A 15,477-nucleotide genomic window follows, 5' to 3' on the forward strand; every position below is an offset into this window, starting at 1 on the left:
TTTCACTTTATATTGAGAGCTGACGCAGCAGCGCCAAACCTTGCATTTGAGCGGTACCGCCCGCGATATAACCCACTAATTTTTCGTCGCGATAGGCCTTTGCCAGCAGGCTGTCGGCATCCTGTTCTATCTGCCAATCTACGTCGGCAGCCCGTGTTTCCCCCGCTAGCTGTAGCGGGAAACGCGGCGTTTTTACATTGACTGGCATCACCGGCAGCGTGACGTGGGTCGGTTCACCCGCGATCGTTTTAGCCAACGCGGCGGCACACTGCGAAATCGGCTGTAAGAACGGCCATAAGCGACCATCGATCTGCGCCACATCACCCAAGGCGTAAATATCGGGATCGGAGGTACGAAGCTGGCTATCAACCACAATGCCGCGTTCAACGTTCAGCCCCGCCTGTGCGGCAAGCTCGCTATTTGGGCGTAGGCCTGCGGCACAAATAACATGGTCGAACTCACGAGCTTCTCCGTTAGTGAAAGTCGCTCGCACGCCGTGAGGCAGACGCTGTAGCATCTCCAACGTGTTGTTCAGCAAAAGCTCGCAAGATAGCGTTTGTAACGTTTCTGCCAGTCGCTGCGCGGCAAACTCAGGCAAAAGATTCGCCAGAAGCTGCGCGGAAGGATCGCATACGCTAACCTGTTTACCCGCAACGGCGAGATCGTGCGCAATTTCAGTGCCGATCAAACCACCGCCGAGCACCAAAACTCGCTCGCCTTGCATCATTCGTTCACGCAGGTGGCGATATTCTTGCAGGCTGTTGAGCGTTTTGATGTCATCACTCGCATCTCCCGCTACCGGAGGAACAAAAGCGCGAGCCCCCGTGGCTAAAACCAGTTTGCTATAGGCCAACGTACGACCGTTGACCACAATCGTTTGTTCCGCGGGATGAATTTCCTCAACGCGCTGTTCGGTGAGCAGCATCATTTTTAGCTCTTGGCGCAGTTCCTGAGCGGTTTTGCGCGTCAACTGCTCTGCGCTTTGTTGCTGGCTAAAAGCATGGCTCAGCTGCGGTTTGGCGTAATCTACGCCGTCATCGGCGCAAATCATCACTAACCCTGAGGTCGGCTGTAACCGGCGCACATTGCGCGCCAGTTGCAGCCCTGCATGACCACTTCCAACAATAATGACAGGATGATTCTCAGCCATAGTCTGTTCCTCAATCGGCAGGATAGAAGTCGTCTTTACCCATCAGGCACACTGGGCAGAGGAAACTGTCTGGCACATCTTCCCATGCGGTACCGGCCGGAACGCCCTGATTTGGCTCACCCAGTTCAGGATCGTAAACCCATGAACAGGTGCGGCAGATCCATTTACCTGAAGAGGATTTTTCTGCGCCTGCGCAACCGCTGTCACAACATGCTGGAGCACCAAGCTGGCGGGCAAATTCAGCGCCAAAGGCTTCACACTGAGCAACCGCGTCTTCAGTCGGTTTCCACTCTGCTTTGATACCGCGCATCATCATAAATCCGCAATCTTGCAGGCGCGAAGAGATACGGTCGACGGCACCACCGCTCCAGCCGTGGCTACCAAACGCCGCCGCGGCTTTGCCGGTAAAGCGCAGGCCCTGCATCTCTTCTAGTAACCCTGCCACCTGCGGCAGCATCACGTTATTGACCGTTGGAGATCCAACTAAAATCCCTTTGGATTTAAACACTTCGGTCAGTACGTCATTCTTATCTGAGTTTGCCAGATTGAACTGTTTGACCACCACGCTAGGATCGGCCTGACGAATACCGCGAGCAATCGCCTCAGACATGGTGCGCGTGCCGTTCCACATGGTGTCGTAAATCAGGGTAATTTGGTTTTCCTGATAGCTGTCTGCCCATTTGAGATAGTTTTCAACGATTTGCGCCGGATTATCGCGCCAGATAATGCCGTGCGAAGTACAGATCATATCGAGCGGCAAATTCAGTGATAACACCTCTTCAATCTTTTTCGTGACCAGTTTGCTGAACGGCGTCAGGATATTGGCGTAGTACTTGATGCATTCGTTATACAGTTCGTTTTGGTCAATTTCGTCATTGAACAAACACGCACTGGCGAGATGCTGGCCAAAAGCGTCGTTACTAAACAGCAGAGCGTCTTCCGTCATGTACGTCATCATGCTGTCTGGCCAATGCAGCATTGGCGCTTCAACGAACACTAATTTTTTGCCATTGCCGATATCAATAGAATCGCCGGTTTTTACCACGCGGAAATTCCAGTCTTGGTGATAATGACCTTTGATGGAGTTCACGCCGTTGGCGGTGCAGTAAATGGGGGTGTTCGGAATTTTGGCCATCAGCGCAGGCAATGCGCCGCTGTGGTCGCTTTCTGCGTGGTTGGCAATGATGTAATCAATTTTATCGAGATCGATTTCACGCTCTAAATTCGCCACAAATTCGGCGGCGTAAGGTGTCCAGACGGTATCGATCAGAACGTTCTTTTCTTCTTTAATCAGATAGCTGTTGTAGCTAGAGCCTTTGTGAGTCGAGTATTCGCTGCCGTGAAACTCGCGCAGTTCCCAGTCTTGTTTACCAACCCAGTAGACGTTGTTTTTTACCTGAATAGCCATGACCCACTCCTGATTATTGCTCTTTCTTAAATATGCATTTCAAATGCGTCTTTGCAATTATAGTATTTAATATGCATTTCAAATGCAACTTAAAGAATGCACTTTTTCTTGAGGTAATCCTTGAGGAGTATCTGCGAGCTTTGGCGGTGAAAACAAAAAACGCCAGCAAGATGCTGGCGTTAAAATAGTGAGTTTAGGTTCTTATCTCATTCATATTTCAGCTAAATCTTCTGGAACAGTCCCTCGCCCAGATAGTGATTTTTATCTTTCACTCCAGGTAGAACAAAGAAATATCCACCACCGATCGGTTTGATATATTCCTCTAACGCTTCGCCGTTCAGGCGTTTTTGCACGGTAATAAAGCCTTTATCCAGATCGTGCTGATAGCACACAAACAGCAATCCCATATCCAACTGGCCGGAATTGGATACGCCCTGTGAATAGCTGTAGCCCCGACGCATCATTAAGCTGCTGTGCGTTTCTTGAGTGCGAGGATTAGCCAGACGAATATGCGCATCCAGCGGAATCACTTTTCCCTCAGGATCCTGAGTGTAATCCGGTTCATCGTGTTCATGCGTCATGCCGAGTGGCGCGCCGCTCGCTTTATCACGACCGAAAATTGTTTGCTGCTCTTGCAGCGGTGTGCGATCCCAAAACTCCACGCGGAAACGAATAATCCGCACCGCCTGATAGCTGCCGCCCACCGCCCATGCTGGTTCTTTTTGGTCAGCGCTGACCCACACAATGTCGTTCATCAGAGGCTTGTCGTCGGCGTTTGGGTTTGCCGTACCATCTTTGAAACCCAGAAGATTGATCGGCGTTTCTTTGCCATGGCTTTGTGCCGCATGGGTTGAGATGAAGCCCTCCCGCCGCCAGCGCACGCTGAGTAAGTCGGGCGTGTATTTGATAATGTCGCGCAGTGCGTGGATCACGCTGTCGTTGCTGTTGCTGCAAATTTGGAGCAACAGGTCGCCGTGACAGATCGCCGCATCCAGCGAGTCATTAGGGAAACGCGTCATTTTTTGCAATTGAAGCGGCTTGAGCGCAGCCAAGCCAAAACGCTGATCGAACAGGGAATCCCCTACTGACACGGTAATCGTCAAATTATCAGGATAAATGTCCGGCCCCATGATGCCGGAATCCATCGGTGGCAATTTGGCATCTGCGTGCGGGGCTTCGCCGCCGTGCGTCAAAAAGGCAATCCGCTCGGTGAGCAGTTTCATTAAGCGTTGTAAATCTTGAGCATTCGTCGCCAGCACGTCAAAAGCCACCAGCATGGCTGAAGCCTGCTGCGGCGTCAGTACGCCAGCCTGGTGTTCCCCATAGAAAGGCTGCTTCTGCCAGCGCGCATTCTCGGGGGATTTATCCGTCGCTAACGGTTTGGTGCCGGTATCGGCCTTCACTGCTCCACCTAATACCAAGGCGCCGCTTAATGCGCCAGCGCCTAACAGTAAACGGCGGCGGGAAGGCATTTCGGCCTCCCCTGTCAGCCCGGTGATCGGGCATCCTTTACCACTCATTTCTCTAACCCCAGTATTTCGAATCCCAATTTTGTGCAACTAGCGTGCTAAGCGCATCGAGGATCTTAATCGAGCCCTAACACACCACGCAGCTGTGCCAAATCTTCTGCCAGCGCAGTGATCGGTCCTTTCATCGCATTGCGATCTGCGGTGGTGAGTTTTTCATAGGACTCATAGCCGTCTTTGGTGCGGTATTTGTCTAAAATGGAATCAACGGTTTTAAAGTTGGCGTCAATTTTGGCGAGCAGCTGAGGATTCGCTTTTTCCAGCATCGGACGCAGCAGATTCACAATCTTTTGCGCACCATCGACGTTGGCACGGAAATCCCACAGGTCGGTGCGGCTGTAGCGATCTTCTTCACCGCTAATTTTGCTTGCAGCCACTTCTTCGATAAGACCTGCCGCGCCACCGACAACTTTGCTTGGAGCAAAGGTCAGCGTCGTCACGCGGGTTTGTAGTTCGAGCACGTCTTTCATCAGACGATCCGCATAGCCGTCCATTCCTTTGGTGGTTTTGTCACCAAACAACACTTTTTCTAGACGGTGGAAACCGGTGAAATTAGGATCTTGGGCCTTTTGTTCGTAGTCGTCTTCACGCGCATCAATGCTGCCATCGAGATCGGAGAACAATTCTGCAATCGGTTCGATACGTTCATAATGCTGACGCGTTGGAGCATAAAGTTTTTGTGCCGTTGCCAGATCGCCTTTTTTCACTGCATCGGTGAAGGCTTTAGTCTGCTCAACCAGCTGCTTAACTTCTTGCATGACATAAATTTTGTATTCTGCAATCGGCCCCACCAGCGCCATTGCGTCAGTCTTTACCGCGGCTGCGCCGTCGGCGGCTTGAACAATGATTTTTCCTTTCGGATTACTGAGCAGCCCGCAGGTCATATCGTATTCGCCCGGCTCAAGGGTTGCCGTCATTTTTTGGGTGAACCCTGGGGCGATGTTTTCGCGCTCTTCCACCACCATGACGCCTTTAAGGATTTCCCATTCCAGACCTTTTTGGCTGTTGTTATGCACGATGAACTGGGTTTTTCCGGCAGGAATTGTGAGCGTCATCGGCTCGCACTGTTTGTCATTGACCGCGATTTTCACCTGCGGCAATGCGTCAGCGGCAAGTGCCGCGGTCGCAGGTAAAGTCAGTAAAGCTAAAGACAGCGCAGTGCGGCGAAAAGTCGTGCTAGACATAGAAATAACTCCCTGAAAAATAGGATAATAGTATTGAAAACTCATTAGCGTGAATGACCTGCTTTACCGTTTACCGCCGCGACATCTGTGCGCTGTGGCATGAAGAAGAAAATCAGTGCTGGGATCAGATACAGGAAATAGACCAACACTTCGCTCACCGAAGGGGCCTCTTGATAGCCTAAAATGCCTTCTAAAAAGGTTCCTAACAGTGAATGGGTTGAAAGCACGTCGGTGAGATTGAAGGCGATATCTTGCAGATAATTCCATAGCCCAGCCTCATGAAAAGCGCGGATAGCACCTGCGGCAAGGCCTGCAGCAACAAACAGAATGAAGAGGCTTGTCCATTTAAAGAACTTAGCTAAGTGCAGTTTTATCCCCCCCCAATAAATCATCATGCCGACGAGAATTGCTGCGACCAAACCCAGTACCGCGCCGATGGGCGCCTGAACGCCAACATCTTGCTGAAATGCCGCCAATAGGAAGAAGACCGACTCTAGTCCCTCTCGCGCCACGGCGAAGAAAACCATCGCTACCAGCGCCCAGCCCTGACCTTTGCCTGCGCTGAGTGCGTTATCAATCGCCCCTTCGAGATGTGTTTTTACCGAGCGGGAAACTTTACGCATCCAGAAAACCATGTAGGTCAGAATGCAGACCGCGACCACGGCAACCAGTCCCTCGAACAATTCCTGCTGTTTTTGTGGGAATTCGCCAGTAGTTTCATTGATGAAGATCCCCAATCCTAAACAGAGCGCAGCGGCGAGGATTACACCAATCCAGACGACGCCCAACCACTGCGAACGCTGGGTTCTCTTTAAATAACTGGCGATAAGACTGACGATCAACGCAGCCTCAAGGCCTTCGCGGAACATGATGAGGAAGGGAACAAACATGCTTTTCTCTCTTGCCTGCGCACAATGCGCATGTAAAGAACCGTAAAAATAATGATACCGATTATCATTACTGTTAATAAAAAAACAAGCGTTCACCTCATATTATTTGTGAATTAAAGTGTGGCTAGTTGTTACCTTCTGGTATTTGAAATGAAAATAACTTTTAAAAACAAAGCAATGGTTTTTTTAAGTGGAATTTTTTGCAGAGAAATAAAGAACCATGCGAGTGAAAAATAGGCATCGACATCACTGGAAAGTTATTCAATTTTTATCACCATAGACATCGGTTCTTTTCACTATTTATCTGGGCCAGCTTAGTCTATTTTATAATTCATTCCTTATTTGAATATCTTTGAATATCCAAATATTCAATAAGATAAACAGTTTCTGTTTATTCTTTAGCCCGATGTATTGAGGAGAGAAGCATGAGTTTTTCAGTTGGTGATAGCGTGCAAAAAACCAGCGGTGGCCCACGTATGACTGTTGTCGCGGTTAACGACAATGAGATTACCTGTTCATGGAATGAACTAGGAAACGAAAAACAGGAAACTATAACGGCTTCCCATCTGGCCCTCTATCAAGAAGACGGTGATTTTGGCGTTTGCTAATTACTGGCAAATTTTCATCTAATCAGCCCAATGATTTAACGCCGCATTGATAACCCAAGCGGCGTTTTTTTTATTACAAAATATCATTCACTATGGAAACGCTCAGCCGTTTTCACTCGCTGAGTTCTTATCACCTGAAGCCTTGATAGCTTAAGGCTATCTTAAGTTTGGCTCGCTAATCTGCCCCACTATAAAGCGGTTTTATTTATTACGCTTAATTCTTGTCCACTGTTCTATAAGACATGGTCATTTAACAGGTTTTGGGGAGCGTTTACCTTGCAGCGAAAGGCGTTGAGAGTCAGTTTTTTATCACTGACCATTATTTTGGCCATTTACTTTACTCTCGTAGTTAACTTACCGATTTTATTGCATTTCTATCGAATTTTGACTTCGCTAGATAACTATAAGCTTGGCTTTGCATTTTCAATCCCACTGGTGCTGATTGCTGCCCTGAACTTTGTTTTTACTCCGTTCACGTTTAAACCGATTTTCAAACCTTTCTTTTGCATCATTCTGGTGGTCAGCGCCTTTGCTAGCTATGCGCAATTGAAATACAAGATCATTTTCGATCGCTCGATGATTGAAAACATTTTTGAAACCAATCCCGCCGAAGCTTCGTCGTACTACAATTTCTCGGTGGTATTGTGGGTGTTATTCACCGGCATTCTGCCCTGCGTGATATTAATGAGAACCCAGATTATCTATGCGCACGGCTTTCTCGCCCGCTTTGGGCTGCGTTTAGTTTCTATGCTGGTGTCACTTTTGATTATTGCGTTGGTTGCTAGCCTCTATTACCAAGACTACGCGTCCGTTGGACGTAATAACCGCTCGCTAAATTTGGAGATTGTGCCAACTAACTATCTCTATAGCGCTTCGCAGTATATTAATCGCCGCTATCTGACCAAACCCATTCCGTTCCGTAAAATCGGTGACGATGCGAAACTGGTGCAGAAAACGGGCAGTAAACCAACGCTGGTCTTTCTAATCGTTGGGGAAACGGCTCGCCATCAGAATCAGCAGCTACAGGGATATGCTCGCCCAACCAACCCTTATACCAGCCAAGAACCCGACCTGATTTATTTCTCAAAGGTCAGTTCATGTGGTACAGCAACGGCCATTTCAGTGCCTTGTATGTTCTCGAATATGCCGCGTACACACTTTGATAATAACATTGCCCGCAACAGTGAAGGATTGATGGATATCTTGCAAAAAGCAGGGGTGTCTACTTACTGGAAAGACAATGATGAAGGATGTAAGGGCGCCTGCGATCGCATCCCAACACAAATAGTGCCAGCGAACAGCGACAAAAATCTTTGCGATGGCGAAACCTGCTACGATGCCGTGCTATTAAACGATTTGGATAAGCTCATTCCAGCAGATGGGAAAAATAAGACGCTAGCATTCCACCTTATCGGCAGCCATGGTCCAACCTACTATAAACGCTATCCTAAAGAGTTTCGTTTCTTTGTCCCTGACTGCCAGCGTAGTGATATTGAAAACTGTACCCAGCAGGAATTAGTGAATACCTATGATAACACCATCCGGTATACGGACTATGTTGTGAGCCAGTTCATTCAACGGCTTAAAGGATACGAAAAAGACTATAACGTTGCGTTGTATTATGTGTCTGACCATGGTGAATCATTGGGCGAAGACGGTTTGTATTTACATGGAACACCTTATAAGTTTGCACCTGATGAGCAAACTAAGGTCCCAATGGAAATGTGGCTATCAGATGGCTTTGTTCAAGCCAATGGAATCGATCGTGATTGTGTCGCCAAGCTGGCCAAGACAAACGACTATTCACACGATAATCTCTTCCATACCATGCTGGCCATGATGAATGTGCAGACTAAGGAATACGATCCTAGCTTGGATATTCTTAAAAGCTGCCGGACAGCGAAACCGTGATAGCGCCATGAATAGGATGATCGTTATCACAATTTGAATTATTAGAAAGCCACGAATACAACGTGGCTTTTTTATTTGAATTAAATTACTCATAACAAATGCACCACATTCCTTAGAGTTAGAGAGCAGAGGAAACTCCGGTAATAAAACTTCCGCCATAATGGCCTTGTATTTGTAAGCACTAATCCCCTTGCGGAATAAACTCTTCCGCAGATTAACAACCTGAATGAACACGCCTCCACTTCATATTTGTTTTTATAATGTAAATTATTAGTTTAATTGAAAAAATAGATAATAAATGTCACAATTCAGCTATTCAGAGAATTTTCAGTTCTACTGTAATCTACAGATATCATTCTCCTATACGCTTGAATGTATGCGGTGAAATTATATTTTTACATTAACTCTAACCGACTAATGCGAACTCGCGATGGCTTTTAAATTCAGCTCAAACTTGAGAAAACAAATAACGGCGTTTATTGTCACTCTGCTTTTTTTCTCCATCGCTCGCAGTATCTCTCCGCATGCCGTTATCTATTACGAGAACGTTCATTTAGCTTATTTACCCGTCAGTTTAGCGACGGCAATGATCCTGCTATTTGGGCGAAATGTATTAATCCCGCTGACGGCGGCGTACTGCCTCAGCTATCTGATGATCCCTTTCTTCACGCCCTCATCGGCAGTGGCAATGACCTTGAGTATCGTTATCCCTTTGGCTGGCTGCTCATGGATCGTTGAGATAATTTTAGGCAAACGCTGGCGCTATAATATCGGCAATAAAGGGATCGGTGTACGCCTGTTTTGGCTAGGGCTAATTGCCCCATTCTGGATGAAGGTCATGATTGTGGCTTGCGGCACGCTCATCGACGCACCGCCAACGCTTGAGCGCTATTTTAGTCTGAGTGCTGATGTCTATACGCTGATCAATATTCAAAATCTGATCATCGCTGCGGTTATCTTTAGCATCATATTCTATTACGGCATAAGAATGTTGCTAAATTGGCGCTATGCTCGAACCTTTTTCTTGTTTGACCTAAAGTTGGCAGTGAGCAATGAAGGCCGCTTAATCAATATCTGTTGGTTTGTATTACTTGCCCTATTCTTGATTGTATTTTGCTTACCCTTCAATACCGTATTGTTTTCAGGCTTTGTTGCCCCCGCGATATTTGTTCATTTTAACTACGGCATCAAACGCTTTAGTACCCGCTTAATCATTATGCTGTGGTCGTTTACTGCTCTTATGCTACTAACCTATAGCAAAAGTTTTTTACACATCGCCAATAATGCCTTTGAGCTTACCTTTATCTCCTCGGTATTTATCGCATTCACTGTTTCTATTTTTTATCTGTCGATGATGTTTAAGAAAAGTGATTGGATGCAGAAAGTCTACGCGCTAATGGCGTTGACCGATCCCATGACGAAGCTACCCAATTTACGTGCGCTCGAACATCATGTCCGCGCACATCCTAAAGGCGTGCTGTGTCACCTGCATCTTTCCAGCCTTGAGTTGCTTAGCCGTCATTATGGGCTTCGTATGCGGATCCATTGTAAACAAAGTATTGCTGCCATCATCCATAGCCACTTAGACAGCGGTGAGCATGTATATCAATTGCCTAGCTGCGATTTACTTATTTTTCTATCTGGCAGTGAAGACGAGAATATTCCCCGTTTAAATGCACTCCGCCAAAAGCTCAAAGAATATCCGCTAAGCTGGAATAATATTCAGGTTGAACTGCACTATGGATTATCTTACGGCGAATTTAATCGTGACACCGATAACCTTCATCGCTGCATTGGCCAGCTAAGTTATCTGTGCGAAAAAGCATGTGAAGAGGATCGTCTCTTATGCCTCGATGAAGGCAATCAGGTCGTCGCAAGTCAGGTTTCAGACCGTGTGGTGCTGTTACAAAAAATCAAAAATGCCCTTAATGAAAATAACATCATGCTGCATGCACAGCCGATTGAGCACAAAAATGGCACCCGCTATTACGAAATTTTGGCACGTCTAAAAGATAACAATGAGATTATTACGCCAGATAAATTTATTCCTTTAATTGCAGAATTTAACCTGAGTCCACGCTTCGATCTGCTGATGGTAGAAAACGTGGTCAAATACATACGGTCGCAAAATCTAGATACAGAAGAAATATGCTTCTCCGTTAATCTGATGCCTCTAACGTTGATGCAGCACCGTATTGCCGAGCGCATCATTGCTATTTTTGAACAACACCAAGTTCCCCCTTCTGCCGTTGTTTTTGAAGTGACCGAAGAGCAAGGCTTCATCAATGCCGCGGCTGCCCACCATTGCATCAGTACGTTACGCGACTATCATTTTCAAATTGCCATTGACGACTTTGGTACCGGATTTGCCAACTACGAGCGTTTAAAAAAGTTGAATGCCGACATCATCAAAATCGATGGTTATTTCGTCAAAAACATTACTAGCAACCGCGTTGATCAGATGATCATAAAATCTATCTGCGAAATTGCGGGGGAAATGAAATTAAAAGTCGTCGCGGAATACGTGGAAACACAAGAACAGCGCGATGTATTGATCACCTTGGGCGTAGAGTATCTGCAAGGGTATCTTTTAGGCAAACCCGAGCCTTTAATTATTACATAGCAACATATTGATTTATTTATTCAAGCGAGCAACAGCGTGGGCTTAATCACAGACTAATTGTAAAAAAAGTGATTATCTACGCGCCTTAGTTTACTGTTTTATCCTTACGCTTTTTCATGATAAAACAGTGGTGAATAAACCATCATGTTGCGAGCATTCTAATGATTAAGTGGCCTTGGAACGCAGGTGAAAATCGCCCTCTTGCCAATTATCCCTGGGATGAGGCGTTAGCTATTCCTCTGCTTGCAACCCTCACACCAGCCGAATCGTATAAATTAACGCTGATTGCCTCAAAATTCTTACAGCTGAAACGCATTGTTCCATTACAGGAGCTCTGTCTTTCCCCCTTGCTTGAGGCTCGCATCGCGTTACTCTTTTCACTCCCCGTGCTCGAACTTGGTATTGATTGGCTTGATGGCTTTCATGAGATTCTGCTCTACCCTGAGCCTTTTATTTTTCATGAAGAATGGCAAGATGACATCGGCCTCGTTCATACCGGCCCTATGGTGCAAGCAGGACAATGTTCGGCGCAGGGACCGGTTATCTTGAACTTGATGGATGTGAAAGACTCTTTCGATCTTTCTGGCTATAACCTTATCATCCATGAAACGGCACATAAGCTCGATATGCGTAACGCTGGCGTCGCTACCGGTATTCCCCCCATTGCGCTTAAAGACGTTGCTCAGTGGGAATATGATCTGCAAGCGGCGATGAACGCGATTCAAGACGAAGTGGACGTTGTCGGAGAGGCAGCCACCAGCCTTGATGCTTATGCAGCAAGCGAACCAGCAGAATGCTTTGCAGTGCTTTCTGAATACTTTTTTAGCGCACCGGAACTACTCTACGGACGTTTTCCCTGCATGTATGCGCATTTTGTAAAATTCTATCAGCAGGACCCACTTGCTCGACAGCAGCGCGCACAGGCGAGCGATCTGTGCGCCATGAATGTTAAATAGCTATTCGTGCTGTTCTCTCATTGACCAGAATAGTGCGTTGGAAATGACGCAGAGAGAATTCAGGGTCGTGGCTTATCGCTATCACGGTAGTTCCTTGATGACGATTTTCTTCCAACCAAGCTTCAAAAATCCCCATCCAATACGGATCAAAATCTCGGCTCGGCTCGTCTAAAAGGAGTAAGGGGGGCCGCATAGCACATAGGCACGCAACGGCGACCATACGGCGCTGTCCACTGTGTAAATCGAGCGGGTGTTTATTCGCAACGTCGGCTAAGCCACATGTTTCGAGAGCATGTTGAACTCGCGCCTCAATAATTGCCGACGACAAACGCTGTAACCGCAGTCCAAACCGGATTTCATCTCGTACTGAACTATGGAACAACTGACGTTCAACTTCCTGAAATAAAAAACCAATCTGGGCCGATTTTTCTACTGACTTCAATTGCGCAAGATCTACGCCATTCAAATACACCGATCCACTGCTCGGTTTAAGTAAGCCCGCAGCGAGCCGAAGCAGAGTCGATTTCCCCGCACCGTTTTCTCCGGTAATCACCCATTGTTCACCATGCTTGATATGCAAGTTCACATCTTGAAGGCAGTCACTCTCCGCCTCCCAACCAAACGCCATATTTTCTATGTTTAGCATCGCTGGCAGCCTCGCATAAAAGGAGTAAACACCTGCGATATCTCATTGAGACTCTGAGTTTCTTGCAGCAATTCAGTTTTCAGCTGTTCGGGCAATACCACTTGTTGCATTAATGACGTAGGAAGCGCTTCATCAAAAGAGCTAGTACTGCCTTCTTTCAGTAATACACGCTGCGGGCAATAATCTGCCGCAGGGAAAAGACGATGTTCAAGCATAATCACCGAACACTGCAACTCTTGCACATAGCATTGAATAGCATCCAGTACTTGGTACGTTGCCTCTTGGCTTAATCGCCCTAACGCCTGATCGAGCACTAATAATTTTGGATGCATGACCAAAGCACAGGCGAGTAATACCCTCTGCGCTTCGCCACCCGATAGCGTTTGAGGGTTACGTAACCGGAGATGTTGGCACTTAAAGCGCGTCAACGCAGTCTCCACCCGACTCATTATTTCAGCTTTAGGCAATGCTAAATTCTGTGGTCCAAAGGCTATTTCATCCTCAACGGTAAAGCAGCAGCCAGAGAACTGTAAATAGGGCGATTGTTGAACCCACTGGCAAGTGTGTTTCATCTCATTCTCAAGCAAAATGTTGCTCCCCAACACCTCGCCCCTACCGTCAACATGCCGCAACGAGCGAGCCTCAAGAACGCCAACCAAAAATTTAGCCAGCAGACTTTTTCCAGAACCATTGCCCCCTAGAACGGCAAGCCATTGTCCTTCTTCTAGTTTTAAGGTTATTGGCCCTAGCTGAAAAACATCGTGCACATCCACCACTAGCCGATCGATATCGAGTGATAAAGCCAAAACGCACCTCCTTCGACGAGCAAACAGCAAAGTAAAACAACGCGTAAAAAGGGCTCCCAGCGATGTTCGAAGATAGGTTTCAGCACGGTACGATGTGGATAGCGACGAAATGCCCGCGCATCTAGCGCAGAACTTCGCGTAGTTAAATCATTGAGGCTTTGCAATAGTAGAGGTGAAAGCAATGGCACAATCGTTTTCAGCCGCTGAATAAGGGTGCCATCAAAACTCACGCCACGCGCGCTTTGCGCTTCTTTAATCGAGGCTAATTGCTGCTTAAGCTGCTCCTTAAGCAGCAGAGGGCCAGCGCACAAATAAGCGATGCCAACAGGTAAACGGCTAGAGAATAAGGCAGCAACAAACAGCTGAGTGGGCACCTTTTGCAGCCACAGTTGGGCAGCGGCGAAGAAAACGAGCAGGCGTAGCCACAATTCGACGGCAAAGATGGGAGCGGCAAAACTGATTTTGTCACTATGAGAAAACAACGATTGCAGCCAGTGGCTATGAACGAGCCACAGCCCCATCCCCATGGGGATCATAAATACCATCACAATTTTGATACGCCAGCGAGCTTGTGGCCACATCATAATCATGGCCACAGGCACCATGCCCCACCCCATGAGAATCGGCAGAGGTAGAAACAGCGCGCTAACGGAATACCAGAGCCAGAGCGCTAGCCATGTGAAAGCATGCATTAACGTATCGGAGCCATATGAGGGAAATTATGGCGCGTGCGCTCTGGCATGCGGCGTAGAAGCGCCCATACGATCAACACGGTTAAGATTTTATCAATGAGATTCACACCGACAACGGTGAAGGCAACGGACTCTTGCAGCCCTTCGCCCACAGCATGCAAATAAGCCACCACGAAGTCAGCACCGCTTCCTGTCGCACCACCAAACAGATAAGTTCGAATAGGCACAGCGACTACCGTTAAACACAATGTGATTACTACGCCAGTTATCACGACACGGCCAAACGATTTAAACCACCCCGCACGCGCCATCACACCGGCAACACAGCCAATAACCATGGAAACAGGCGCAAAAGCAGCCGCAATCGGGCCAGTTAAAAGCCCCCAGAGTAAGTTAGTCACTAGCCCTGTAAACAACGCAACCCACGGTCCCGCCAGCACTGCGCATAGCACCGTGCCAATCGAATCTAAAAAAAGTGGCAGTTTAAGCATAGAAATCATCTGCCCTGCGATCATGTTAATCGCGACACAAATGACAATCAGAACTAAGCTACGGCTAGAAAATTGGCGTTTCTCTTTCATTTACGCTCATCCTTAAGATTGTTGCGGGGTGCGATAGCTAACTCTTCGTAGCCAGATAAAACACAGTGCTGACGCGAAAAATCGGCATCACACAGCTCACCAATGATGACTTCTAACGTCGTTCTAACGATATTTCCAGGCATAACATGGCCGCCGATCATTCGTCCGGTTTCATCGGCAACCGACATATGCAGATGTTCGAATTGGCTATCTAAAGTTCCACCGAGGGCGATAACTTCAAATTTCCCTTCAATTAAGCTAGTGCGCTCGCATCCAGCGTACCGCAATGAAACGGTCGAGAGGCTTCCAACTACCGAAGCGATCCAACCAGCTTTAATATGATTATTTGCAATAAACTGCCTTAACTCGGCAATTAACTCTGTTCCCGGCAGCAGTCTGAGGGGATAGAACTGGCTCGATGAGACTAAATCCTTAGCACGCATAAGTATTCCAGTATGTGATTAAACCGCACAATAGTAAGAAAAATAAAAGAGTT

The 15,477-nt window shown here is 47.3% G+C and carries 14 protein-coding genes; 4 read left to right on the forward strand and 10 right to left on the reverse strand.

Annotated features, from left to right (window positions below; genetic code table 11):
• Positions 1–7 precede the first annotated feature (7 nt).
• The 5 genes from norW to efeU form a co-directional block, all read right to left on the reverse strand.
• Complete coding sequence (gene norW / locus U0008_RS12945) at positions 8–1,150, reverse strand: NADH:flavorubredoxin reductase NorW (RefSeq protein ID WP_043493785.1); 1,143 nt, start codon at positions 1,148–1,150, stop codon at positions 8–10.
• Between the two features lie 10 nt (positions 1,151–1,160).
• Complete coding sequence (norV, locus tag U0008_RS12950; protein ID WP_025802316.1) at positions 1,161–2,558, reverse strand: anaerobic nitric oxide reductase flavorubredoxin; 1,398 nt, start codon at positions 2,556–2,558, stop codon at positions 1,161–1,163.
• 221 nt (positions 2,559–2,779) lie between these two features.
• The gene (gene efeB / locus U0008_RS12955; protein WP_043493789.1) at positions 2,780–4,078 is read right to left on the reverse strand and encodes an iron uptake transporter deferrochelatase/peroxidase subunit; all 1,299 of its coding nucleotides are present in this window, start codon (positions 4,076–4,078) and stop codon (positions 2,780–2,782) included.
• 65 nt (positions 4,079–4,143) lie between these two features.
• Entirely contained in the window at positions 4,144–5,268 is a 1,125-nt protein-coding gene (gene efeO / locus U0008_RS12960) for an iron uptake system protein EfeO (protein ID WP_043493791.1), read from the reverse strand.
• A gap of 44 nt (positions 5,269–5,312) precedes the next feature.
• Positions 5,313–6,158 (reverse strand): iron uptake transporter permease EfeU, encoded by an 846-nt coding sequence (efeU, locus tag U0008_RS12965; RefSeq protein WP_025802322.1) that lies wholly within the window; start codon positions 6,156–6,158, stop codon positions 5,313–5,315.
• Between the two features lie 425 nt (positions 6,159–6,583).
• Between efeU and U0008_RS12970 the strand changes: the two genes are divergently transcribed.
• The 4 genes from U0008_RS12970 (at position 6,584) to mtfA (ending at position 12,256) form a co-directional block, all read left to right on the forward strand.
• On the forward strand, positions 6,584–6,766 hold the full coding sequence (locus tag U0008_RS12970; RefSeq protein WP_040044585.1) for a GDFGVC terminal motif YodC-like protein: 183 nt from the start codon (positions 6,584–6,586) through the stop codon (positions 6,764–6,766).
• A gap of 276 nt (positions 6,767–7,042) precedes the next feature.
• Complete coding sequence (locus U0008_RS12975) at positions 7,043–8,677, forward strand: phosphoethanolamine transferase (RefSeq protein ID WP_043493794.1); 1,635 nt, start codon at positions 7,043–7,045, stop codon at positions 8,675–8,677.
• 430 nt (positions 8,678–9,107) lie between these two features.
• Positions 9,108–11,300 carry a sensor domain-containing phosphodiesterase gene (locus U0008_RS12980; protein ID WP_043493797.1) on the forward strand — a complete coding sequence of 731 codons (2,193 nt, stop codon included), beginning with the start codon at positions 9,108–9,110 and terminating at the stop codon, positions 11,298–11,300.
• Between the two features lie 161 nt (positions 11,301–11,461).
• The gene (mtfA, locus tag U0008_RS12985; protein WP_043493800.1) at positions 11,462–12,256 is read left to right on the forward strand and encodes a DgsA anti-repressor MtfA; all 795 of its coding nucleotides are present in this window, start codon (positions 11,462–11,464) and stop codon (positions 12,254–12,256) included.
• On the opposite strand, the gene U0008_RS12990 is transcribed toward mtfA, so the two are convergent.
• The 5 genes from U0008_RS12990 to U0008_RS13010 are packed head-to-tail and all read right to left on the reverse strand — an operon-like array spanning position 12,249 to position 15,424.
• On the reverse strand, positions 12,249–12,902 hold the full coding sequence (locus U0008_RS12990) for an energy-coupling factor ABC transporter ATP-binding protein (RefSeq protein WP_043493802.1): 654 nt from the start codon (positions 12,900–12,902) through the stop codon (positions 12,249–12,251). The genes mtfA and U0008_RS12990 overlap by 8 nt on opposite strands.
• Entirely contained in the window at positions 12,896–13,708 is an 813-nt protein-coding gene (locus U0008_RS12995; protein WP_051874149.1) for an energy-coupling factor ABC transporter ATP-binding protein, read from the reverse strand. The genes U0008_RS12990 and U0008_RS12995 overlap by 7 nt, the downstream gene beginning before the upstream one ends.
• Positions 13,678–14,400, reverse strand: coding sequence for an energy-coupling factor transporter transmembrane component T (locus tag U0008_RS13000; protein WP_043493804.1), 723 nt, complete (start codon positions 14,398–14,400; stop codon positions 13,678–13,680). Before U0008_RS13000 ends, U0008_RS12995 begins: the two co-directional genes overlap by 31 nt.
• The gene (locus U0008_RS13005; RefSeq protein ID WP_043493807.1) at positions 14,400–14,981 is read right to left on the reverse strand and encodes an ECF transporter S component; all 582 of its coding nucleotides are present in this window, start codon (positions 14,979–14,981) and stop codon (positions 14,400–14,402) included. Before U0008_RS13005 ends, U0008_RS13000 begins: the two co-directional genes overlap by 1 nt.
• Complete coding sequence (locus U0008_RS13010; protein WP_025802340.1) at positions 14,978–15,424, reverse strand: PPC domain-containing DNA-binding protein; 447 nt, start codon at positions 15,422–15,424, stop codon at positions 14,978–14,980. The genes U0008_RS13005 and U0008_RS13010 overlap by 4 nt, the downstream gene beginning before the upstream one ends.
• Positions 15,425–15,477: the final 53 nt, after the last annotated feature.

It is taken from the genome of Hafnia alvei, from assembly GCF_034424155.1.
Taxonomy (GTDB): Bacteria; Pseudomonadota; Gammaproteobacteria; order Enterobacterales; family Enterobacteriaceae; genus Hafnia; species Hafnia alvei.

Bases quoted from the DNA above. Each gene is read 5' to 3' on its own strand.
- U0008_RS13005 (WP_043493807.1), bottom strand. From the start codon at position 14,981: ATGAAAGAGAAACGCCAATTTTCTAGCCGTAGCTTAGTTCTGATTGTC.
- efeB (WP_043493789.1), bottom strand. From the start codon at position 4,078: ATGAGTGGTAAAGGATGCCCGATCACCGGGCTGACAGGGGAGGCCGAA.
- U0008_RS12970 (WP_040044585.1), top strand. From the start codon at position 6,584: ATGAGTTTTTCAGTTGGTGATAGCGTGCAAAAAACCAGCGGTGGCCCA.
- U0008_RS12990 (WP_043493802.1), bottom strand. From the start codon at position 12,902: ATGCTAAACATAGAAAATATGGCGTTTGGTTGGGAGGCGGAGAGTGAC.
- U0008_RS12980 (WP_043493797.1), top strand. From the start codon at position 9,108: ATGGCTTTTAAATTCAGCTCAAACTTGAGAAAACAAATAACGGCGTTT.
- U0008_RS13000 (WP_043493804.1), bottom strand. From the start codon at position 14,400: ATGCATGCTTTCACATGGCTAGCGCTCTGGCTCTGGTATTCCGTTAGC.
- norW (WP_043493785.1), bottom strand. From the start codon at position 1,150: ATGGCTGAGAATCATCCTGTCATTATTGTTGGAAGTGGTCATGCAGGG.
- mtfA (WP_043493800.1), top strand. From the start codon at position 11,462: ATGATTAAGTGGCCTTGGAACGCAGGTGAAAATCGCCCTCTTGCCAAT.
- norV (WP_025802316.1), bottom strand. From the start codon at position 2,558: ATGGCTATTCAGGTAAAAAACAACGTCTACTGGGTTGGTAAACAAGAC.
- efeU (WP_025802322.1), bottom strand. From the start codon at position 6,158: ATGTTTGTTCCCTTCCTCATCATGTTCCGCGAAGGCCTTGAGGCTGCG.
- efeO (WP_043493791.1), bottom strand. From the start codon at position 5,268: ATGTCTAGCACGACTTTTCGCCGCACTGCGCTGTCTTTAGCTTTACTG.
- U0008_RS13010 (WP_025802340.1), bottom strand. From the start codon at position 15,424: ATGCGTGCTAAGGATTTAGTCTCATCGAGCCAGTTCTATCCCCTCAGA.